This is a genomic window from Streptomyces sp. RPT161 (genome assembly GCF_027533845.1).
Classification (GTDB): Bacteria; Actinomycetota; Actinomycetes; order Streptomycetales; family Streptomycetaceae; genus Streptantibioticus_A; species Streptantibioticus_A silvisoli_A.
Window position 1 is genome coordinate 279442 of record NZ_JAPZVN010000007.1, and the last position, 20251, is coordinate 299692.

General features: G+C 73.3%; 16 protein-coding genes. 11 read left to right on the forward strand and 5 right to left on the reverse strand.

Annotated features, from left to right (window positions below):
• The first annotated feature begins 111 nt into the window (after positions 1–111).
• From O5O46_RS17525 to O5O46_RS17550, 6 genes are all read left to right on the forward strand, one after another.
• Positions 112–828, forward strand: coding sequence for a DUF969 domain-containing protein (locus O5O46_RS17525; protein ID WP_269856374.1), 717 nt, complete (start codon positions 112–114; stop codon positions 826–828).
• The gene (locus O5O46_RS17530) at positions 825–1793 is read left to right on the forward strand and encodes a DUF979 domain-containing protein (protein ID WP_269856375.1); all 969 of its coding nucleotides are present in this window, start codon (positions 825–827) and stop codon (positions 1791–1793) included. The genes O5O46_RS17525 and O5O46_RS17530 overlap by 4 nt, the downstream gene beginning before the upstream one ends.
• A gap of 34 nt (positions 1794–1827) precedes the next feature.
• Positions 1828–2472 carry a pyroglutamyl-peptidase I gene (pcp, locus tag O5O46_RS17535; protein ID WP_269856376.1) on the forward strand — a complete coding sequence of 215 codons (645 nt, stop codon included), beginning with the start codon at positions 1828–1830 and terminating at the stop codon, positions 2470–2472.
• Between the two features lie 79 nt (positions 2473–2551).
• Entirely contained in the window at positions 2552–4108 is a 1557-nt protein-coding gene (locus tag O5O46_RS17540; RefSeq protein WP_269856377.1) for a hypothetical protein, read from the forward strand.
• Complete coding sequence (locus O5O46_RS17545; RefSeq protein WP_269856378.1) at positions 4108–4989, forward strand: hypothetical protein; 882 nt, start codon at positions 4108–4110, stop codon at positions 4987–4989. The genes O5O46_RS17540 and O5O46_RS17545 overlap by 1 nt, the downstream gene beginning before the upstream one ends.
• 90 nt (positions 4990–5079) lie before the next feature.
• On the forward strand, positions 5080–9720 hold the full coding sequence (locus O5O46_RS17550; RefSeq protein WP_269856379.1) for a hypothetical protein: 4641 nt from the start codon (positions 5080–5082) through the stop codon (positions 9718–9720).
• An 82-nt stretch (positions 9721–9802) separates the two neighbouring features.
• Here the strand turns inward: O5O46_RS17550 and O5O46_RS17555 are convergent, their stop codons facing one another.
• Positions 9803–10240, reverse strand: a complete 438-nt coding sequence (locus O5O46_RS17555; RefSeq protein ID WP_269856380.1) for a hypothetical protein — start codon at positions 10238–10240, stop codon at positions 9803–9805.
• A gap of 328 nt (positions 10241–10568) precedes the next feature.
• Between O5O46_RS17555 and O5O46_RS17560 the strand changes: the two genes are divergently transcribed.
• The 3 genes from O5O46_RS17560 to O5O46_RS17570 are packed head-to-tail and all read left to right on the forward strand — an operon-like array spanning position 10569 to position 13963.
• On the forward strand, positions 10569–13154 hold the full coding sequence (locus tag O5O46_RS17560; RefSeq protein WP_269856381.1) for a nitrate- and nitrite sensing domain-containing protein: 2586 nt from the start codon (positions 10569–10571) through the stop codon (positions 13152–13154).
• A complete protein-coding gene (locus tag O5O46_RS17565) occupies positions 13151–13555 on the forward strand; it encodes a roadblock/LC7 domain-containing protein (protein WP_269856382.1) in 405 nt (134 codons plus the stop codon). The genes O5O46_RS17560 and O5O46_RS17565 overlap by 4 nt, the downstream gene beginning before the upstream one ends.
• A gap of 9 nt (positions 13556–13564) precedes the next feature.
• Positions 13565–13963 carry a DUF742 domain-containing protein gene (locus tag O5O46_RS17570; RefSeq protein WP_269856383.1) on the forward strand — a complete coding sequence of 133 codons (399 nt, stop codon included), beginning with the start codon at positions 13565–13567 and terminating at the stop codon, positions 13961–13963.
• Between the two features lie 328 nt (positions 13964–14291).
• Here O5O46_RS17570 and O5O46_RS17575 read toward each other — a convergent pair whose 3' ends face one another.
• Positions 14292–14813: a DUF6230 family protein gene (locus O5O46_RS17575; protein WP_269856384.1), complete on the reverse strand. Its 522-nt coding sequence runs from the start codon at positions 14811–14813 to the stop codon at positions 14292–14294.
• A 409-nt stretch (positions 14814–15222) separates the two neighbouring features.
• Between O5O46_RS17575 and O5O46_RS17580 the strand changes: the two genes are divergently transcribed.
• The gene (locus O5O46_RS17580) at positions 15223–16065 is read left to right on the forward strand and encodes a hypothetical protein (RefSeq protein WP_269856385.1); all 843 of its coding nucleotides are present in this window, start codon (positions 15223–15225) and stop codon (positions 16063–16065) included.
• Between the two features lie 96 nt (positions 16066–16161).
• Positions 16162–16770 (forward strand): GTP-binding protein, encoded by a 609-nt coding sequence (locus O5O46_RS17585; RefSeq protein ID WP_269856386.1) that lies wholly within the window; start codon positions 16162–16164, stop codon positions 16768–16770.
• 89 nt (positions 16771–16859) lie between these two features.
• On the opposite strand, the gene O5O46_RS17590 is transcribed toward O5O46_RS17585, so the two are convergent.
• The 3 genes from O5O46_RS17590 to O5O46_RS17600 all read right to left on the reverse strand — a co-directional run bounded on the left by O5O46_RS17590 (position 16860) and on the right by O5O46_RS17600 (position 20239).
• Positions 16860–18533, reverse strand: a complete 1674-nt coding sequence (locus tag O5O46_RS17590; protein WP_269856387.1) for a GGDEF domain-containing protein — start codon at positions 18531–18533, stop codon at positions 16860–16862.
• A 75-nt stretch (positions 18534–18608) separates the two neighbouring features.
• Positions 18609–19796, reverse strand: coding sequence for a lipid-transfer protein (locus O5O46_RS17595; RefSeq protein WP_269856388.1), 1188 nt, complete (start codon positions 19794–19796; stop codon positions 18609–18611).
• Positions 19793–20239 carry a Zn-ribbon domain-containing OB-fold protein gene (locus tag O5O46_RS17600; protein WP_269856389.1) on the reverse strand — a complete coding sequence of 149 codons (447 nt, stop codon included), beginning with the start codon at positions 20237–20239 and terminating at the stop codon, positions 19793–19795. The genes O5O46_RS17595 and O5O46_RS17600 overlap by 4 nt, the downstream gene beginning before the upstream one ends.
• Between the last annotated feature and the right edge of the window lie 12 nt (positions 20240–20251).

The window sequence follows — 20251 nt, forward strand, 5'->3', positions numbered from 1 at the left end:
GGAATCACTGGACCCATATCGTGCATGACTCTTGTGGAATTGTTCAACAACCTTCTAGCCTCCTCGCTACCTCCCCACAGCCGGTGGGGACCGAGCGCGGAAGGCGGACGGATGCTCGCTCTGCTCGGCGTGCTCGTGGTGGTCGTCGGATTCGCCACGAAACGCAACCCCCTGCTCGTCGTTGGTGTGGCGGGCATCGTCACCGGCCTGTTCGGCGGCCTCAGTCCGCGTGCGGTGCTGGCCGACTTCGGCACCGGCTTCGCCGCCAGCCGCTCGGTGACCATCTTCGTGATCACCCTGCCGGTGATCGGCCTTCTGGAACGGTACGGGCTCAGAGAGCAGGCGCGTGCGCTCGTCACCAGGTTCGCTGCGCTGACCACCGGTCGCTTCCTCGCGCTGTACCTGATCCTGCGTCAACTTACGGCCGCCGTCGGGCTGGTAAGCCTCGGTGGCCCCGCGCAGGCGGTACGGCCGATGGTCGCGCCCATGGCGGAGGGGGCCGCGGAGCGTCGGTACGGGGCGCTGCCGGAGCGGACCCGGGAGCGGATCCGGTCCTTCGCCGCGAGCGCCGACAACGTCGGCCTGTTCTTCGGCGAGGACTGCTTCCTGGCGGTCGGCTCGATCCTGCTGATCACCGGGTTCGTCAACACCACGTACAAGACCCATCTGGAGCCGCTGGACCTGGCGCTGTGGGCGATACCGACCGCCGCCTGCGCCTGCCTGATCCACGGCGCCCGCCTGCTGCGCCTGGACCGCACGCTGGAGCGCGAACTGGCCGCGGCCGAGGGCGCGTTGCCCCGCGCGGACGTCGAGGAGGCCGCCACATGATCCAGGCGGAATGGTTCTACTGGCTGGTGGGCGCCGTCTTCCTGGCCATGGCCGGGCAGATGGCCATGGACCGGAGCAACCCCAGGCGGTTCGGCACCGCGGCCTTCTGGGGCCTGGTGGGCGCCGCGTTCGTCTACAGCACCTGGGTGGCGGACAAGACCGCGCCCGCCGAACCGCTCGGTGCCGCCGTGCTGGTCATGGTCTGCCTGGCCGGATTCGGCTTCACCGGACGCGGTACGGTGCCGGCCGCCCCGGCCGAGCGGCGTGCGGCCTCGGCGGCCCGGCTCGGCAACCGGCTGTTCGTCCCGGCGCTGACCATCCCCGCTGTGGCGATGGTGTGCGCGGTGGTGGTCAAGGGCTGGCACATCGGGCGAAGGCCGGTGCTGCAGGCGGGCAGTGAGACGATCCTCGGGTTGGGCATCGGCACCGTCGTGGCGCTGGTCGTCGCCATGCTGGTGGTCCGCGAACGGCGGCCCGCCGCCCCACTGCAGGCCGGGCGCGGACTGCTGGAGACGATGGGCTACGTCATGCTGCTGCCCCAACTGCTCGCCACCCTCGGCACGATCTTCCAGGCCGCCGGGGTGGGCGACTCCGTGGGCAAGCTCACCGAACACGTGCTGCCGCACGGGCAGACCTATGTGGCGGTCGTCGTCTACTGCGCCGGGATGGCCGTGTTCACGGTGGTCATGGGCAACGGCTTCGCGGCGTTCCCGGTACTCACCGCGGCCGTCGGCTGGCCGCTGCTGATCCAGCAGGCCCACGGCAGGCCGGCGGTGGTACTGGCGGCCGGCATGCTCGCGGGCTTCTGCGGCACGCTGTGCACGCCGATGGCCGCCAACTTCAACCTGGTGCCCGCCACGCTGCTGGAGCTGAAGGACCAGTACGGCCCGATCAAGGCCCAGATCCCCACCGCGGTCGCGCTGTTGGCCTGCAACATCGTCATCATCTCGGTCTTCGCGTTCTGAGCGCCGAGGACCGGCGAAGCCCCGAAGGAGCGTTGTGACCCGCGTACTCCTCACCGGATTCGAGCCGTTCGACGGCGAGCGCGTCAACCCGTCCTGGCAGGCGGTCTGGCGGCTGGCCGCGGCACCGCCGGACGGCTGCGACATCACGGCGGTCCAACTGCCCTGCGCCTTCGGGTCCTCGCTGGACGCGCTGCGGGCGGCGGTCGAACGCGCCGACCCCGAGGTCGTGGTGTGCGTCGGCCAGGCGGGCGGCCGGGCCGATCTGACCGTGGAGCGGGCGGCGGTGAACGTCAACGACGCCGCCATACCGGACAATGCCGGGCGGCAGCCCATCGACGCCCCGGTCGTCGGCTGGGGCCCCGTCGGGTACTTCGCCACCCTGCCGGTCAAGGCGTGCGTCGCCGCAGCCCGTGCGGCGGGAGTGCCCGCCTCTGTCTCCCAGACTGCTGGGACATATGTGTGCAATCACGTCTTCTACGGACTGATGCACCTCATCGCCACCGAACGCCCAGCGCTGCGCGGGGGGTTCGTGCACATCCCGTACGCGCCCGAGCAGGTCCTCGATCGGGCGCTGCCCTCGATGTCCGTTACGCTGGCCGTCGAAGGACTACGGGCCGTGGTGGCGGCCGCCGTCTCCCGGCGCGAGGACATCGCGGCGGTGGGCGGCGCGACGCACTGACGCCGGAGCCGGGCTGGACAGACCCCCGCAATCCGCGCCGTTTCGTGCGTTGTCAGTGTGACCACCTAATCTGTCCGTCGTGACTGCGTCCACTGCGGAAACCGTGCCGCACCCGAACACCGGCTCCTCGCGCCCCGTCGCGCCGGGACCCGCCGCCGACGAGGGCCTGGCCCGTCGGCTCAAGGCGCTGGCCTGCACGGCTCCGCTGCACGACCTGGACGCCCGCAAGGCCAACCTGGCGGGCGAGTACTCCACGTACGCCATGGCCGAAGTGGCGCTCGCCGCCATCGACCTGGTCACGCTCACCATGGACTTCGACACCGGTGCCGACCACGACCAGATAGTCGCCCGGCTGCAGCCGCGGGTCGCCGCCCAGGCCCCGGGGCGCCCCGCGGAGGAGCACGAACGGGTCGCCCGCTGGGTGCTGGAGAACCTGATCAACGTCGGCAGCGTCGACCGAGGCTTCCGCGCCGTCTACGGCACGTTCGGCGCCGACGGCGCCTATGTGCGCCGCGACTACGACTTCAAGCTGATCGAAGAGGTCCCGGGCCCCGGCGGCACCGTCTATCTGCGCACCACCGACGAAGCGGTCAACGTCCTCGTCGGCGCCCTGGACACCGACGTCACCAGCGCCCAGATCGCCGCAGAGGTCAAGCTGGAGGTGCTGATCAGCCGAGGGCGGCTGGCCGACGCCCAACTCGCCGCCGAGCAGGCCCGCTACCGCACCGTGCAGTACGCCGAGACGCTGCGCCGCGCCCTGGAGGCGACCCGGCGGGACGTCCGCGCGGTGGACTGGCTGCGCGCGGTGCCCGACATGATCAACGAGGCGCTGGACCACGTCGCCGACCGCTACCGGCACGAGAACGCGATCCTCACCAACATCCGCAAGGCCCGCGACGAGGCCACCGAACCGGAGCACAAGCGGCGCGCCGCCGAACTCGTGGACATCGTCAAGGACTGCATCCGCCGCCACACCCAGTTGCAGTCCCGGCTCCTGGAAGCGGGCCCGCTGTTCCGTGCCGAGCAGGACCGGCAGGCCTTCGCCACACCGGTCGCCCGCGCCGGACTCGACCTGTACGGGCAACTGCTGGCGCCGCTGCTGCCGCTGCCCGTGGAGCGCGCCAGCCGGGTCACCGACGCGTTCTTCGCGCACGGCACCGGACTGCGCACCCCGCCGGCGGTGCGCGTGGGCGACCTGATCGAGACACTGCTCACCCCGCCGCTGGAGCGCGAACACCTCGGCGCCGAGATGCCCGAGCCGGACCTGGTCGCCACCCCGGAGGACAGCCGGTTCAGCGAGGCGCAGCTGGAAGCCGCGCTGGAACTGCTCGACCTGCCGCACGACGCGCCCCGCAGACTCTCCGGCCTGCTGGCCGAGGCCCGCCGCCGCGACCCCGAACTGCCGTACCTTGTCGCGCTGTTGGCGGTGCACGCGGCCAGCCCGCCGGTCGGCACCGCCTACCGGCAGGGCGAGCAGCGGCTGCTGTTCGCCGTGGACGACGGTGCGGAGCTGGACGATCCGGAGTTCGGCGGCGCCGATCTGATCGTCGGCGCCGCGCTGCTGGACGCGGCGGGCATGGCACTGGACCGGACGGTGGAGAACACCGCAGGCAAGGACGAAGGACACCGCGAGTGATGGACGACGGCGAGAACCTGGCCCCCGCACCGGAACCGGAGGCCGTCCGCCCGGCGGCGGTCACCCCGGCCGACGCCGCCGACGCCGCCCGGCTGGTCGCCTTCGGGCTACAGCCCAAGCTGCTGCCCGCCCGCGACGCCGAGTACGCCGAGCTGATCCGGCGGCACCGGGAGGATCCGGCGTTCGCCCGGCTCGCCGACGCGGTCGCCGCCGGACTGGGACTGGTGGTGCTGGAGGTCTCACCGCGCGCCGGAATGGCGGTGGCCGCGGGCGAGGACTCGGTGTTCGCGGTGCGCATGGGCGACTACTCACGGCGCGCCGCCTCCGACTCCAGCGACCGCTTCCTGCACGGCCTGGCGCATCTGGCGGTCGCCGCCCTGGCGTTCCCGCGCCCGGCCGACCTGGCGGACGACGGCTACATCGGCCGGATCACGGTCAACGGAGTGGACGCCTTCGTCCGCCAGGCATGCCGCCGCCTGGAAGAACGCGCCGAGGAGCAGGGCGAGAACAGCGACCCGGCCAGCGACGCGCCCGGCCTGGAGGCGGCCTGGCGGGTCTACGCGCGGCGCAGCGCCACCGGCGCCACCAAGGACGCGCGCAGGCTGGCCGGCTCGACCACCGGCATCGTCGGCAAGGCGGTGGCGTTCCTGGTGGACTCCGGCTTCCTCCAGCGCACCGGTGACGAGTCGGGTGGCACGTACCGCACCACCGCCCGCTACCAGTTGCAGGTCCGAGATCTTGCGGGCAGCGCCGCCATGGCCGAACTGCTGGACCTCGGCGTGGTCCCGGTCGGCGACGGCACGGCGAGTCTGCTGCCGCCGGGCGAGGGCGACGAGTTCGAGCTGGTCGCCGAAGCGGGCCTGCCGTTTCACGGCTCGTAAGGAGATCTGCGCTGGGGGCCGGCCCCCAGACCACCACCGGGGCCCGCCCCGGACCCCGTCCGAACCAACCCACATACCGAGAGTCCCGCCATGTACGAGCTGTCCCGGGTCCGCCTCTACTCCATCGGACCGGCCGGTGCGCGCTACGCCGACACCGTGCTGGACCTGCGGGGCGTCGGCGACCCGGTTCCGCAGCCCGCGCCCGCCCAGGGCCAGTTCTTCGAGGACGAGCCCGCCGGGCCGCCGCGCCGGCCCGCGCCCGCGGGCGTGCTGTTCCTGGAGAACGGCGGCGGCAAGTCGGTACTGCTGAAGCTGATCTTCTCCGTGATGCTGCCCGGCCACCGCAACACCCTCGGCGGCGCCAGCTCCGGTGTGCTGCGCAAGTTCCTGCTCGCCGACGACTGCGGGCACGTCGCGCTGGAGTGGCAGCACACCATCACCGGTGAACTCGTGGTGGTGGGCAAGGTCAGCGAATGGCGCGGTCGCCAGGTCTCCTCCGACCCGCGCAAGTTCGCCGAGGCCTGGTACTCGTTCCGGCCGGGCCCCGGCCTCAGCCTGGACTCGCTGCCGGTCGCCGAGGCCGCCTCGGTGCGCCCGCCCGCCGAAGGGATGTCCGGGGCGCGTGGCCGCCGACGCACCATGAAGGGGTTCCGCGACGCCCTCACCGAGGCCGGAAAGGTCTATCCGCACCTCGACGTGGTGTGGGAGGAGATCCACGACCGCTGGAACGAGCACCTCGGCGACCTCGGCCTGGACCCCGAACTCTTCCGCTACCAGCGGGAGATGAACGCCGACGAGGGCGAGGCCGCAGGACTGTTCGCGGTCAAGAAGGACTCCGACTTCACCGACCTGCTGCTGCGCGCCGTCACCGACACCCGGGACACCGACGGCCTGGCCGACCTGGTGCACGGCTTCGCCAACAAACTCGGCCGACGTGCCGAGTTGACCGCCGAACGGGACTTCACCGCCGGATCCCTCGACCACCTCGAACGCATCGTGGCGGGCACCGAGCAGCGCGACCGGGCCCGCGGCGTGCACGGCCAGAGCGAGCGCCGCACCCGGGAGCTGGCCCGGCGGCTGTCCGCCCGCGCCCACCAGGAGCGCGGCCGCGCCGCCGCACTCGACCAGCAGGTCGGCGACGCCGCCCGCTCGGTCACCGACGCGGACGCCGCCCGCGCTCGTACCGCCCTGATCAGCGCCGAACTGGCATACCGGCACGCCTCGTTGAGCCTGGCCGCCGCCGAGAAGGACGCCGCGGCACTGCGCCGTGAGCTGGTCGACGCCCGGACCCTGCACGCCGCGTGGCAGGCAGCGGAGATCGTGCTGCGGCACCGCGCCGCCGCCGACCGCTCGGCCCGGGTGGCCGCCGCCATCCGCGAGGCCGAACGCGACGCGGCCCCCGCGCTCGCCGCCCGCGCCAAGGCCGCCACTGATCTGGTGCGCGCGCTGCGCGCCGCCGCGGACCGGGCCGAGCGCCAGGCCGACGAGGAGGAGGAGCGCTCCATCGCGCTCCAGGCCGAGGCCGACAGCGCGCACCGGGACGCCACCGCCGCCGCCACCGGCGCACAGCGCGCCCGCAGTGAGATCGGCCACCTCCAGCAGCGGCTGGCCGAGGTCGAGCAGGAGACCGCGGAAGCGGTACGCGCCGGATGGCTGGACGACGCGGCCCCGGACGCCGATCCGGCGCGCGCCGCCCTGGAGGCCAGCGACGCGGAGAAGACCGCCGTCGCCGCCTGGGAGACGGCACGTGACGCCGCGCGTGCCGCCGCCGACCGGGCCCGTGAGGCGGCCGCCGAGGAGGCCCGCGCCGAACTCGCCGCCGCTCGTGGCACGGACGCCCTGGAGGCCGCCGAGTCCGGCCAGGGGGCCGAGCTGCGCACGGCCGCCGCGCTGGCCGCGCAACCCCGGCTCGCCGAACTGCTCGGCCTTGAGGCGCCGCACGCCGCAACCGCCGGCATCCCGGCCCCGCGCGCCGGCACCCCGGACGACACCGCCCAAGGCGGCGCGGCCGGGCAGGCGTTGAGCGTCGAGGAACTGGACCGCAACGCCGAGACGCTGCGCGAACTGCTCGGCGGCAGCGTGGCCGCCGCCGAACGGCAGCTGTTCGAGCTGCGCACCTCGGCCGCCGAGGACTCCCGGATCCTGGCCGCGCTGGGCGACGGGGGACTGCTGCCGCCGTCCCCCGATGTGCTGGCCACCGTGGAGTACCTCGGTGAGCACGGCGTGCCCGCGCTGCCCGGCTGGCGCTATCTGGCCCAGGCCGTCGACCCGGCCGACCACGCGGCGGTGCTGTCGACCCGGCCGGAACTGGTCGACGGTGTGGTGGTCACCGACCCCGACACCTATCAGCGGGCCCGCGGCATCCTGGCGGAGGCCGCGCTGCTGCCCCGCTCGACCGTTGCGGTGGGCACCGCCGCCGCGCTGCTCGCGCCAACTCCGGCCGGGCAAGCGGCTGATGACGTCTTCCTCGTACCGCCGAACCCGGCCATGCACGACGAGCAGGCAGCCGACGGGGAGCGGCAGGCGCTGCGGCAGCGGGCCGCCGCCCGCGACGAGGAGATCAGGGCGCTCGCCGCCCGGCTGGGGCACGACCGCGAACTCGCCGCCCGGCTCGACTCATGGCGCGCCTCCTGCCCGCCGGGACGGTTGACCGAACTCGCCGCCGCCGTCGAGACCGCCCGTGCCGCCGCCGGCGCGGCCCAGCAGGAGCTGGCCGAGGCCCGGGTACGGCGCGCGGAGGCCGATGAGACGGCCGCCGAGGCGTCCCGGGTGCGCGACGAGCGCCAGGAGGCGGCGCAGCGGGCCCGCCGCCGCGCCGATGCGCTCGCCGGGCTGGCGTTCCGGTTGCGGGAGCGGGCAGCGTGGCAGCGCAGGGCGCGGGAACTCGCCGAGGAGGCCGCCGAGGCCGAGGAGTGCGCCGAGTCCTGCCTGGCCCGAGCCCGCTCCGCCGACGAGGACCGCCGCGCCGCCCAGCGCGCCGCCGACGACGCCCGCCGCACCGTACGGGCACTGCGCGCCGAGCGCGCCGAGATCGCGGGCGTACCCGACCAGGAGAGCGGCGAGGGCGAACCGCCGAACGCCTCGCTGCCCGCGCTGCGCGAGGCCTACCGCGCCGCGTCCCAGGTGTACGAGAAGGTGGGCGTCGGCGCCGACCTGCGCGCGGAGCAGGCGCGCGCGGAGAGCGATGAGAGCGCGGCGCTCGCCGAGTTGGACCGGCTGACCAACAAGGTCCGCACCCGCGCCGCCCAACTGCTCGAAGGCGCCGACGGCGCGGACGGCCCCTCCCGGCAGGCCGCCTCGGCCCGGGCCGAGGCGCTGGTGCAGCGGATCGAGTCGCGGGCCGGAGCCGCCAGTGAGCACTTGGGCCGGTTGCGCGGCGAGGCCGAGCGGCTGGCGCCGGGCGACGGCGAGGCGCACACCGAGCTGCCCGACGAACTGGTCCCGGAGGGCGCGGAGCACGCCCAGGCCCTGCTGCGCACGGTGACCGGCGAACTCGCCGACCGCTCCGAGGCGTTGGAAGCGGCCAGGGAGCGGCACGCCGAACTCCAGCGCGCACACCGTGCCGCCGAGGACGCGGCGGGCGGCTTCGACGAACTGGCCGCGCTGCTGCGTGATCTGCTGCGGGACAACGCCGCCCAGGACAGCGGCGCGGAGGAGGAGCCGGAGCCGTACTCCGGCGGTCTTGAGCAGGCCCGGCAGGCGGCCGCCGAGGCACGCCGCGGGCTGCGCGGCTGCGCGGCCGACCTGTCGGCGGCCGAGGCGCAACTGCGTGAGGCCTGCGACCAGTTGGTGCGGCACGCCAACGCGACCCGCTACGAGCAGGTGCGCACGCCCGCGCGGCAGCAGATCCGTGAGCTGCCCGCCGGCGCGCTGCCCGAGCACGCCGCCGCCTGGGCCGCCGCGTTCGCGCCCCGGCTGCGGGTGCTCACCGATGAGCTGGAGCAGTTGGAACGCAACCGCGACAGCATCGTGGACCGGCTGCGCGGTCTGGTGGAGGCATCGCTGGCCACCCTTCGCTCCGCCCAGCGGCTGTCCCGGCTGCCGGAGGGGCTGGGGGAGTGGTCGGGCCAGGAGTTCCTGCGGATCCGCTTCGACGACCCGGACCAGGCCCAACTGGCCGAGCGGCTGGGCGAGGTGATCGACGAGGCCACCCGGGCGGCCGTGCGGAAGAACTCCGACCTGCGGCGGGACGGCATGAGCCTGCTGCTGCGCGGGGTACAGGCCGCGCTGGAGCCGCGCGGGGTCGCGGTGGAGATCCTCAAGCCGGACGCGGTGCTGCGCGCGGAGCGGGTGCCGGTCGGGCAGATGGGCGATGTGTTCTCCGGCGGCCAGCTGCTGACCGCGGCGATCGCGCTGTACTGCACGATGGCGGCGCTGCGCAGCAACGACAGTGGACGGGACCGGCAGCGGCACGCGGGCACGCTGTTCCTGGACAACCCGATCGGCCGGGCCAACGCGACCTATCTGCTGGAGCTGCAACGGGCGGTGGCTGACGCGCTCGGCGTGCAACTGATCTACACCACCGGCCTGTTCGACACCACCGCGCTGGCCGAGTTCCCGCTGGTGGTGCGGCTACGCAATGACGCGGACCTGCGGGCGGGGCTGAAGTACATCAGTGTCGAGGAGCATCTGCGGCCCGGCCTGCCGCAGCAGGACCCGGACAGCGAACCGGTGCACGGCGAGATCACCGCCACCCGGATGTTCCGCCGCCCCTCGGAACAGCCGGTCTGAGCGAGGGCTGTGGTGGTGCGCCGCCGGTCTTCCGCCACGGCGGCGGCGCGCCACCGCGTCCGAGTCGACCGGCGGCCGGAGCTCACCGCAGTCCGGCAACCCGTCGCCGGGCGGGCCCCCGCACCTTGCCGACCCCCCGCCGGGCAGGCGAACCGCGCCGCAGGCGGCGCGGCCGGGCCGCGGTGCTGGGGCTGGACAGCACCCCGTGCCGCTGGTTCCACACCTGGCGCGTCACCCATACGTCCAGCACCGCCCAGGTGGCGACGACGGTGCTGACCACCGTGCACAGCAGGGCGGGTGCCGTGATCCACGTGCCCGCCGCCGCGCCGAGCATGGCGACCATCGCCTCGATCAGGGTCACGGAGGCGATCAGCACCGCGCGCACCGCGGAGGCGCGTACCGGATCGGGCATGCGGGGCCTGCCGACGGGCTCCTCGGTCCACAGGGTGGCGTCGCTGAGCGGCGGCTCGTCGTAACCGCGGTCGGTGTCCGCGGCGTTGCGCTGTGATTGGGCGTCCATGGCGTTGTGCTCCCCTCGGGGACACACACCCCCGACCCCTTGTTGCTTGCCCGGATCGTCATGGTGTATTCGGCGTATTTCGGGGGGCTGTCTCTCCGTACTGAGGCACGATCGGCGGGGCCCTGTGGTTCCCGTGGGAAGCGAGGAAATTCACCTGCGAGAACCGGTCAGAGCAAAACTGCCGGTAACCGATCAAACTAGGGCGTTGTGGTTGGCTTGCCGAACTCAAATGTGCAGACTGGTTTTCGAGTTGGTCATCGCACAGTAGTAGGCTCGCGCCGTTTAACGGACTACTAACCCCTGCCCAGGGGTCGACGTTGGGGAGGCCATGCGCTTTCGCGGGAAATCGATCCGTCGGAAGATCGTGGCACTGCTCCTGGTGCCGCTGGTGTCCCTGATCGGCATCTGGGCGTTCGCGGCCCTGATCACCGGGCGAGGGGTGTTCGGCCTGCTGGACGTCAAGGACGTCACCAACAAGATCGGTTACCCGGTCGAGAACACCATCGAGGAGCTGTCCACCGAACGGCGTGCCGCTCTGGTCTACCTCGCCGACCCACGCAACTCGCAGTCCGAGCAGAACCTGCGCTCCGCCGAGTCCGACACCGACAAGTCGGTCTCCCAGATGCGCGCCAACGCCGGTGACGCCACACTGCGCGGCAAGCTGGACACGGCCTCACGGCAGCGCCTGGACGCCCTCGTCAAGCAGGCGGGCGAACTCGACGGCCTGCGCCGTCAGATCTCCGACGGGCGGATCAGCCGCGCCGACGCCTTCACCGCGTACAACGACGTGGTCGAGCCGTACTACGACTTCTTCCTCGGCCTCAACGCGCTGCAGAACGTCCAACTCGACCGCCAGTCACGGGTGTTGACAGAGCTGTCCGAGGCGCGGGACGCCATCTCCCGGGAGGACGCGCTGTTCTCCGCCGCGCAGGTGGCCGGGCGGATGAGCCGCGCCGAGCAGCGCGGGTTCGGCGACGCGGTCGCCGAACAGCGCGAGGTGTACGCCAAGTACCCCCAGCTGCTGCCCGACGCGGACCGCGCCCTGTTCGACAACTACTGGCGCAGCAGTACCGGCGTCGCCCTGCACAACGCCGAGGAGCAGATCCTCAACGCCGACCCCGCGGTGGCGCCCGACAAGGTCAGCCCGCAGACCTGGCAGAACACCACCTCCTCGGTGCTCAGCGACCTGTCGACGCTGGACCGCCAGGCGACGGAGCACTACAAGCAGCGCGTCAAGCCCTACGCGGTGGGCGTGCTGGTCCGGGCGGGCATCGCGGGCGGCTTCGGTCTGCTGGCCGTCATCGTCTCGGTGGCCGTCTCCCTGCGCATCGGCCGCGGCCTGGCCCGAGACCTGTCCGCGCTGCGCAAGGAGGCGCAGGAGGCCTCCGGAACCAGGCTGCCGCGCGTGATGCGCCGGCTCGCCGCGGGCGAGGAGGTCGACGTCGAGACCGAGGCGCCCCGCCTCGACTACCCGGACGACGAGATGGGCCAGGTCGGCCGGGCGCTGAACACCCTGCAGCGGGCCGCGGTCGAAGCCGCCGTACGGCAGGCCGACATGCGGCGCGGGGTCTCCGACGTTTTCGTCAACCTCGCCCGCCGCAACCAGGTGCTGCTGCACCGGCAGTTGGCCCTGCTGGACACCATGGAGCGGCGAACCGAGGACGCCGAGGAACTCGCCGACCTGTTCAGGCTGGACCACATGACCACCCGTATGCGCCGCCACGCCGAGGGCCTGGTGATCCTCTCCGGCTCCGCGCCGTCCCGGCAGTGGCGCAAGCCGGTGCGGCTGATGGACGTGGTGCGTGCCGCGGTCGCCGAGGTCGAGGACTACGAGCGGGTCGAGGTGCGCCGGCTGCCCCGGCTCGCGGTGGTCGGCGCGGCGGTCGCGGACCTCACCCACCTGCTCGCCGAACTGGTGGAGAACGCCACGGTGTTCTCACCCCCGCACACCACCGTCCAGGTGCACGGCGAGCGGGTCGCCAACGGCTTCGTGTTGGAGATCGACGACCGCGGCCTGGGCATGACGCCCGACGCGCTGCTCGACGCCAATCTGCGACTGGCCGAGACGCCCGAGTTCGAACTGTCCGACACCGACCGTCTCGGACTGTTCGTGGTCAGCCGCCTCGCCCAACGCCAGGGCGTGCGGGTCTCCCTGCGGCAGTCCCCGTACGGCGGCACCACCGCCGTGGTGCTCATCCCCACCGCACTGCTCACCGACGCCGAGGACGCGGCCGGCACCGGGGAGCAGCCCGTGCCCGGCGCGATCGCCCGGCTCGCCGCACCGCCCGCGCAGCCGCGGTTCGACGGCGAACTCCCGGACGAGATCGCCGTGCCGGTACCTGGTGAGCCCAACGAGGAGGCGTTCCGCGAGTGGGGCATCCTCCCCGCCGCGGCGACCGACGGCGACCTTCCGGCGGCCCGCCCCGTGGAAGGCGCGGACGTCGCCGAGCAGCACCAGCAGGCCGCTGACCCGGCCGAACGCAAGCGTGACGAGGCGGACGAGGGCAAGCCGACACCGCTGCCGCGCCGCCGTAGGACCCCGGTGCTCGTCGCTGACCGCGGCCGCACCCTGGGCCCGGCCCGGCCCCGCCCCGAACCGGCCGCCACCAACAGGCCGGAACCCGCCGCCGACATGCCCGCGCCCACCGCGCTACCGCGCCGGGTGCGCCAGGCCAGTCTGGCGCCGCAGCTGCGCGAGGACGACACCGGACCGCGGCCGCGACCCGCGGAGACCGACGACACCGCGCGGGCGGCATACGATCGCGATGCCGACGAGGTGCGCTCCCGGATGGCCTCGCTCCAGCGCGGCTGGCAGCGCGGTCGCGCGGAAGCCGACGACAGCAGCCTTCCGGACCGCACCGACGGCCGGAGCGGGAACGAAGCAGGAACGACATCGGAGGGGGACGGTCGATGACCGCACCAACAAGCCCGACAGGCGATCTCAACTGGCTCCTGGACGAACTGGTCGGGCGCGTGTCCAGCATCCGCAAGGCGCTGGTGCTCTCCGGGGACGGACTGGCGACCGGCGCCTCCAAGGACCTGTCCCGCGAGGACTCCGAGCACCTGGCCGCCGTGGCCTCCGGCTTCCACAGCCTCGCCAAGGGCGTCGGACGGCACTTCGACGCGGGCCAGGTGCGGCAGACCATGGTCGAGCTGGACCAGGCCTTCCTCTTCGTCACCGCCGCCGGTGACGGCAGTTGCCTCGCCGTGCTCGCCGACGCCGACTCCGACGTCGGCCTCGTCGCGTACGAGATGGCGCTGCTGGTCAAGCGTGTCGGCGCGCACCTGGGCACCGCGCCGCGCGTCACGGGTTGATGGAGTGCCATGAGTTCCGAAGCGGACCGGTGGTACGACGACGCGGCGGGGCCGGTGGTGCGGCCGTACGCCATGACGCGGGGCCGTACCAGCCATGCCGCCGAGGTCCGGCTCGACCTGATCGCCCTGGTGTTCACCGACGAACACCCCGACGAGGCTGACCAGGCGGGCGAACTCGACCACACCCTGTCGCCCGAGCACCTCGACATCCTCGCCACGTGCCGGACCGAGCCCACCTCCGTCGCCGAACTGGCGGCGGAGCTGGACCTTCCGGTGGGGGTGGTGCGGGTGCTCATCGGTGATCTGCTCGAAGCCGGACTGGTCCGTGTCACCCGCCCGGTACCCCCGGCGGAGTTGCCGGACGAGAGCCTGCTCCGCGAGGTGATCAACGGGCTTCGGGCGCTGTGACGGCGCCTACCGGCCCCGGTTCGGCGCCGCGCACAGCCGCGCGGTGCCGAACTCCGCGCCCGGCGCGCTGACTTGAGGGGGCCGTCAGCCACAGCCATGTGGCCGTGACGTCGGTCAGTGAGGGCGCCCGCGCCGCCCCGGACCGCCCGGCCGCCCCGACCGGTGCGGCCGACGGCAGCGCGCCAGGATCGCAGCCACCCGGGACCGGGCGCACGGCGGGCACCGATGCCGCGGCAGTCCGGGGAAGCCCCCGGCGGATGCGGCAGCCCCAGCAGTGACAGGGCCGCCAACTCCGCTGCGGCCCAGGGCCGTTGGCCCGCGGCGCGGATCACCCGCCGTCCCCGCGCCACCCGCCGACCGGACGCCGGGCCACGGCCAGGGAGCCGCCGACGAAGGCCAGCAGCATGCCCAGGAGGAACCCGCCGAGGTCGGCCAGCGGATAGGAGACCACGCCGAGCGCGATGACCAGCCAACCGCTGTACGCCGCCCGCCCGGGCCTGGACCACATGTGCACCGCGCACGCCCCCAGCAGCACCGCTAGGATCACCGACGCCGCGCCCTTGGGGTTGAACAGCCCGGCTGTGACGGACCAGGAGGCCAGTCGCATCCCGTCGACGTTCAGGGTCTGTGCCCGCTGCCCGTAGCCGCCGTGCGTCCCGGTGACGCCCGGCGCGGCGTTGAGCATGGCGGCGTCACGGCCCAGCTCCACCGAGCCGAAGTACAGGTCACCGTCGAGCTGTTGCGGGTCGAGTACCAGGTCGCTGGCGGTGACCGGGGTCCGGCCGGTGCCAACATCAGGGTGATCGCGCCGAACGGGGGTATGCGCCACCGCCGACTGGCACAGGTCCACCCGCGGCGCTGCGGATGCCCGCCACTGCCACCGCGTGGCGCACTCCCTCCCTTGATCATCCCCGGAGCCCTGCCCTCACCGGGTTGCCCACGCCATCCATGCTCAACTGGCCGTGCGCGATGCGCCGTTCGCCAGCCGTAAGGTTCCGCCGTGGCCGCCGAGAGGCGGTGCTGAGAGCGCTCACAGACTCGGTCGCCCGCGCAGGTGAGCGGAGCCCCAAAAGTGTTTGCAACCGCTGGCATAACGATCCAGGTCATGCCCTGTGCGGAGGTCCGGGTTCGCCCTATGCTCCGGAACCATGCCGATATTTGGTTCTCGTCGTAGCGTGACCCCTCGTCTGGCGCCCGAGCTCGATGACTCAAAACTCGGCAAAGTGCGCAAACAGCTGGAATCCCCGGCAATGCCCGGTATGACCGACATTCGGGTTGACCTTGTGGCGGACTTGCTGGAGGAGCCGGGCGACGACTGGGACCGACGTACGCACCGGATGATGGTGCTCGCCTCCGTGGCGCCTCCCAACCTCACCCGCAGCTGGGTGCGGCGGCAGCCGAACAGCGCCGACGCGCTGCTGTTCCGGGCCTGGGCCGACCTCGTACAGGGCCGCAGGGACGGTGGGCTGGCGGATCCGCAGGAGACCGTCGACGCCTGCTACAGCGCCGCCGAGCTGAGACCCGAGGACCCGGGGCCCTGGCTCGCGTTGCTGCGCGCGCTACGGCTGCTGGGTCGCCCCACCCAGGAGGTGTTCCCGGTGTGGCGCGAGGTCACCGTCCGCGACGCCTGGCACCGCGAGGCATACCTCCAGATGCTCGGCTACCTCTCGCCGGAGGAGTGCGGCTCGCACACCCAGGTGCTGGACTTCCTCGACGCCACCCGCGCCGGAATGCCGTCCAACGCCCCTGCCGTCGGCGTGGAGTTGGTGGCGATGGTCGACCGCTACTGGCGGGCCGTCTCGGCGGGCGGCGTGGACGCACTGATGGCCGCGCGGCTGTGGACCCAGCCGCCGGCCGCCGCCGCGCTGGACCGGGCGGCCACCGACTGGCCCCGACCCGGGTTCCTGCGGCACGCCGCCGCGCTGGCCGACCTGAACACCCTGGCGTACGGGCTGGTGCACGCCAAGCGCGTCCCCGAGGCGGGCCCGGCGTTCCAGCTGATCGGCGGCACCGTCACCGCCTTCCCCTGGAAGCTCGACGGGGACCCGATCAAGCAGTTCGGCCACTGGCAGGCACAGGCACAGGCACAGGCGCGGCGCTGACCGCGGCGCTGGCAGGGGGGCTTCGACCGCGGAACTCCCGTGGGCCGCTAGAGTCTTCAACACACTTGCACGGACGGCAACCTGGAGAAGAGATCAATGGCCTTCGGGCGCTTTGACCGCCGCCGAAAGTCCTCCGCGACCGAGCCCGTCGCGCTCAAGATCCTGGTGGCGGGAGGCTTCGGCGTCGGCAAGACCACTCTGGTCGGCGCGGTCAGCGAAATCCGGCCGCTGCGCACCGAGGAGGCGTTGACCGAGGCGGGACGGCCGGTCGACGACACCACGGGAGTCGAGGGCAAGAACACCACCACGGTGGCCATGGACTTCGGCCGGATCACGCTGCGCGACGATCTGGTGCTGTACCTGTTCGGCACACCGGGGCAGGACCGGTTCTGGTTCCTTTGGGACGAGTTGGCGCAGGGCGCGCTGGGCGCGGTGGTGCTCGCCGACACCCGGCGGCTCCAGGACTGCTTCGCCGCGGTCGACTACTTCGAGCGGCGCGGCATTTCGTTCGCGGTCGCCGTCAACTGCTTCGACGGCGCCGAGCAGCACGCGCTGGAGACGGTGCGCGAAGCGCTGGACCTCGACCCGCACGTGCCGCTGGTGATGTGCGACGCCCGCGACCGGGAGTCCGCCAAGGAGGTGCTGATCGCGGTGGTCTCGCACGCGATGGAGCGCTCGTCGCGGCGGCAGCCCGCCGCGACGTGAGTCGCCGCCGACGCGGGACGGCCTGACAACGGCCGCGGTACTGCGGCGCCGGACAGGCCGCAACCAGCGGGGACCCGCGGCTCGCGCGGTCAGTTGGCGGCGGCGCGGCGGACCGGATGCGTACGGCTGTCCCCGCGCAGGACCTGGTGTCCCGCGCTGCCCGCTTCCGCACGCACCCAACTCGTGCCGTCCAGCGCCTTCGCCTCCTTCTTCAGCGGCGCCAACTGCCCGGCCGCCTCGTGGTGGTCGCGGATCCGCCCGGGTGGGCAGACCAGCGTCGCCAGCGACAGGGTCACCGCAAGCCGACCGGCAGACCACGGGCGGTCCAGCACGGCGCCAGCGATGGTGCCCAACTCCTCCGGTGCGCACAGCACCAGGAAGTCATCACCCCCGATGTGCCCCACCAGGGCGCCTGCGAACTGCCGGGCGCACAGCGCCAGATGGTGGCCGACCGCCCGGATCAGCTCGTCGCCCGCGGCGAACCCGGCGCCGTCGTTGATCTGCTTGAACGCGTCCACGTCCAGCCAGCTGACCGCGACCCCCCGGCTCTGCGCTATCCGCCGCTCCAGTTCGCGGTTGACCACATCGGAACCGGGCAGCCTGGTCAGCGGGTTGAGGCCGACCGCCTCCTCCACCCGGCTCTCCGCCAGTGACCGTACGATGTCGGCGAGCCGTACCACCCCGACGCAGCGCCCGGCCGGGTCGACCACCGCCACATCGTCCCCGGTACGCCGCCGCGCGTCGGCGGCCACCACGTCCAGCACCTGCCACGCGGTGGCGTCCAGCGGGATGGTGCGGGGGTGGTCGGCCAGCCGCAGCGCGGGCCGGTCGGCGTGTAGCGCGTGCCCGTAGCGGCCGGACAGCGACAGCAGGAAGCGGTCCCGGTCGATGGCGCGCACCGGTACGCCGTCATCGTCCACCAGCACCACCCCCGACGTCTCCTCGCTCGCGGTCAGCAGTTCCCGCACCCGCTCCGCGGAGACCGACAGCGGCAGCAGGGCGGCGGGCCGCAGGAACGCCGCGACCGATGGCCCGGCGGGCCCCGAGGCCGCGATGGCGGCGACTGGCGGCGGCACCGGCGGCCGGTAGACATCGGCCGTGGGCCGGCGGGCGGCGGGCGCGAACAGGTTGCCCTGAGCCAGGTGCACGCCCAGTTCGCGCACCGCCGTGAACTGCCGTTCCGTCTCGACCCCTTCGGCCGCCAGCCGTCCGCCGATGCCCTCGCAGAAGTGCCGCAGCGCGTCGACCACCGCCCGGTAACGGTCGTCGCCGGGCAGCCGGGCGGTCAGCGAGACGTCGAGCTTGACGATGTCGGGGGCCAGCTCGGCCAGCAGCCGCAGCGGCAGGTCGCCGTCGCCGACCCCGTCCACACAGATCCGGTAACCCCCCTCACGCAGACTGCGCACCGCCTCGACCAGCGGGTCCTGCCACAGCGCGGAGAACGGCGGCCCCACGTCGACGGTGATCTCCCACGGGCGGCGGCCCGCCTCCCGTACCGCGGCCAACAGCGCCGTCGGCTCGGGGAGTTGGGCGAGGGTGGTCGCGAACAGGTTGACGTGCAGGGGTAGCAGCGCCTCCTGGTGGGCGGCCGACCGTACCGCGAGCGCGGCGATCTCCACGTCGAGTTCGGGGGAGCGGCGCGCGGAGCGCAGCAGATCGCCCTCCTCGGGTCGGGCGAGCAGTTCGAGGGCCGCCACCGAGCCGGTCACCACGTTGACCACAGGCTGAAACGCGAAGCGCAGACGATCGGTCCAGGCAGGCACCTACTCAGCATGCCGCTGGGACGGCCGCGACTCGGCGGCCTTTACGACGCGTTCACGCAACTTTTCGGCACTCGCCTACCGCACCGCGATGACCGCGGAACCGTGACCGAACAGACCCTGGTTCGCAGCGAGTCCGCAGCGCGCCGCCCGGACCTGCCGTTCGCCTGCCTGGCCGCGCAACTGCCAGGTCAGCTCGCAGACCTGGGCCAGCGCCTGCGCGGGTACCGCCTCGCCGAAGGAGGCGAGGCCGCCGCTTGGGTTGACCGGGATCCGGCCGCCGAGTGCGGTCGCCCCCTCCCGGAGCAGCTTCGCGCCCTCGCCGACGGGGCACAGCCCCACATCCTCGTACCACTCCAACTCCAGGGCGGTGGACAGGTCGTACACCTCGGCCAGGTCCAGGTCCGCGGGCCCGGTCCCGGCCTCCTCGTAGGCCGCCGCCGCGATCGAGGCACGGAATCCGACCTCGGGCGGCGGCACCAGCGCGGCCGAGTCGGTGGCGAAGTCCGGCAGGTCCAGCGCGGTCCTGGGGTAGCGCGGGGTGACGGTGGACACCGCGCGGATCCGTACCGGCGCCACCCCGTGCCGACGGGCGAACGCCATGCTGGACAGCACGAGCGCGGCGGCTCCGTCCGAGGTCGCGCAGATGTCCAGCAGCCGCAGCGGATCGGCCACCACCGGGGACGCGGCGACCTCCCCGGCGGTGACGGCCTTGCGGTAGCGGGCGTTCGGGTTCGCGGCCCCGGCCGCCGCGTTCTTCACCTTCACCAGGGCGAAGTCCTCCGGCGTGTCGCCGAGTTGGGCCATCCGTCGGCGGGCGAACAGCCCGAAGTACACCGGGTTGGTGGCCCCCAGCACCCGGAACCGCAGCCAGTCGGGGTCGTCCGGCCGGTCCCCGCCCGCCGGTGCGAAGAAGCCCTTGGGCGCCGCGTCCGCGCCGACCACCAGCGCGACATCGGCCATGCCCGCCAGGATCTGGGCGCGTGCGGTGTTGATCGCCTGGGCGCCCGAGGCGCAGGCGGCGTAGACGCTGCTGACCCGGGCGCCCTGCCAGCCGAGCGCCCGCGCGAAGGTCGCGCCCGCCACGTGCCCGGGGTAGCCGCAGCGCACCGTGTCCGCGCCGACCACCAACCGAACGTCGCACCAGTCGAGTTGGGCGTCGGCGAGCGCGGCTCGGGCGGCCACGGTCCCGTACTCCGCGAAGTCGCGTCCCCACTTGCCCCAGGGGTGCATCCCGGCGCCGAGCACCGCTATGTCCTCGGTCATGCCGGGCCTCCCAACGGCCGCCAGTGCCAGGTCGTCCAGACCTGCTCGGCGTCCTGGTGCAGTACGCCCGGAACCAGCTCCACCGCCATGCCGACCGCGAGGCCGGCGGCCGTGACGCCCGGCGCGGCCTGACCCAGCACGACCATGCGCTCCTCGTCCAGTTCCACGGCGACCACGGTGAACGGCTCCCAGGGCAGGTCCGGATCGGACGGGTACGGTGCGGGCGGCCGGTAGCGGCTGTCGGTGTAGGACCACACGGTGCCGGTGCGCGACAGCGGCGTCTCGTCCAACTCCGTACCGTCGCAGGCCGGGTTGCGGCAGAAGGCGTCCGCCCTGGGGAAGAACACCGCCCCGCAGCTCCGGCACCGGGTGCCGAGCAGCCGGAACCGGTCCGGATCGCCGTCCGCGCCGAACCAGCCGGGTACGACCGGGATACGCTTCATAAAGCTGACGGT

Excerpts from the sequence above, each read along its gene's own strand:
- O5O46_RS17585 (WP_269856386.1), top strand. The coding sequence starts at position 16,162 with ATGGCCTTCGGGCGCTTTGACCGCCGCCGAAAGTCCTCCGCGACCGAG.
- O5O46_RS17530 (WP_269856375.1), top strand. The coding sequence starts at position 825 with ATGATCCAGGCGGAATGGTTCTACTGGCTGGTGGGCGCCGTCTTCCTG.
- O5O46_RS17555 (WP_269856380.1), bottom strand. The coding sequence starts at position 10,240 with ATGGACGCCCAATCACAGCGCAACGCCGCGGACACCGACCGCGGTTAC.
- O5O46_RS17550 (WP_269856379.1), top strand. The coding sequence starts at position 5,080 with ATGTACGAGCTGTCCCGGGTCCGCCTCTACTCCATCGGACCGGCCGGT.
- O5O46_RS17600 (WP_269856389.1), bottom strand. The coding sequence starts at position 20,239 with ATGAAGCGTATCCCGGTCGTACCCGGCTGGTTCGGCGCGGACGGCGAT.
- O5O46_RS17525 (WP_269856374.1), top strand. The coding sequence starts at position 112 with ATGCTCGCTCTGCTCGGCGTGCTCGTGGTGGTCGTCGGATTCGCCACG.
- O5O46_RS17580 (WP_269856385.1), top strand. The coding sequence starts at position 15,223 with ATGACCGACATTCGGGTTGACCTTGTGGCGGACTTGCTGGAGGAGCCG.
- O5O46_RS17560 (WP_269856381.1), top strand. The coding sequence starts at position 10,569 with ATGCGCTTTCGCGGGAAATCGATCCGTCGGAAGATCGTGGCACTGCTC.
- O5O46_RS17565 (WP_269856382.1), top strand. The coding sequence starts at position 13,151 with ATGACCGCACCAACAAGCCCGACAGGCGATCTCAACTGGCTCCTGGAC.
- O5O46_RS17595 (WP_269856388.1), bottom strand. The coding sequence starts at position 19,796 with ATGACCGAGGACATAGCGGTGCTCGGCGCCGGGATGCACCCCTGGGGC.
- O5O46_RS17545 (WP_269856378.1), top strand. The coding sequence starts at position 4,108 with ATGGACGACGGCGAGAACCTGGCCCCCGCACCGGAACCGGAGGCCGTC.
- O5O46_RS17570 (WP_269856383.1), top strand. The coding sequence starts at position 13,565 with ATGAGTTCCGAAGCGGACCGGTGGTACGACGACGCGGCGGGGCCGGTG.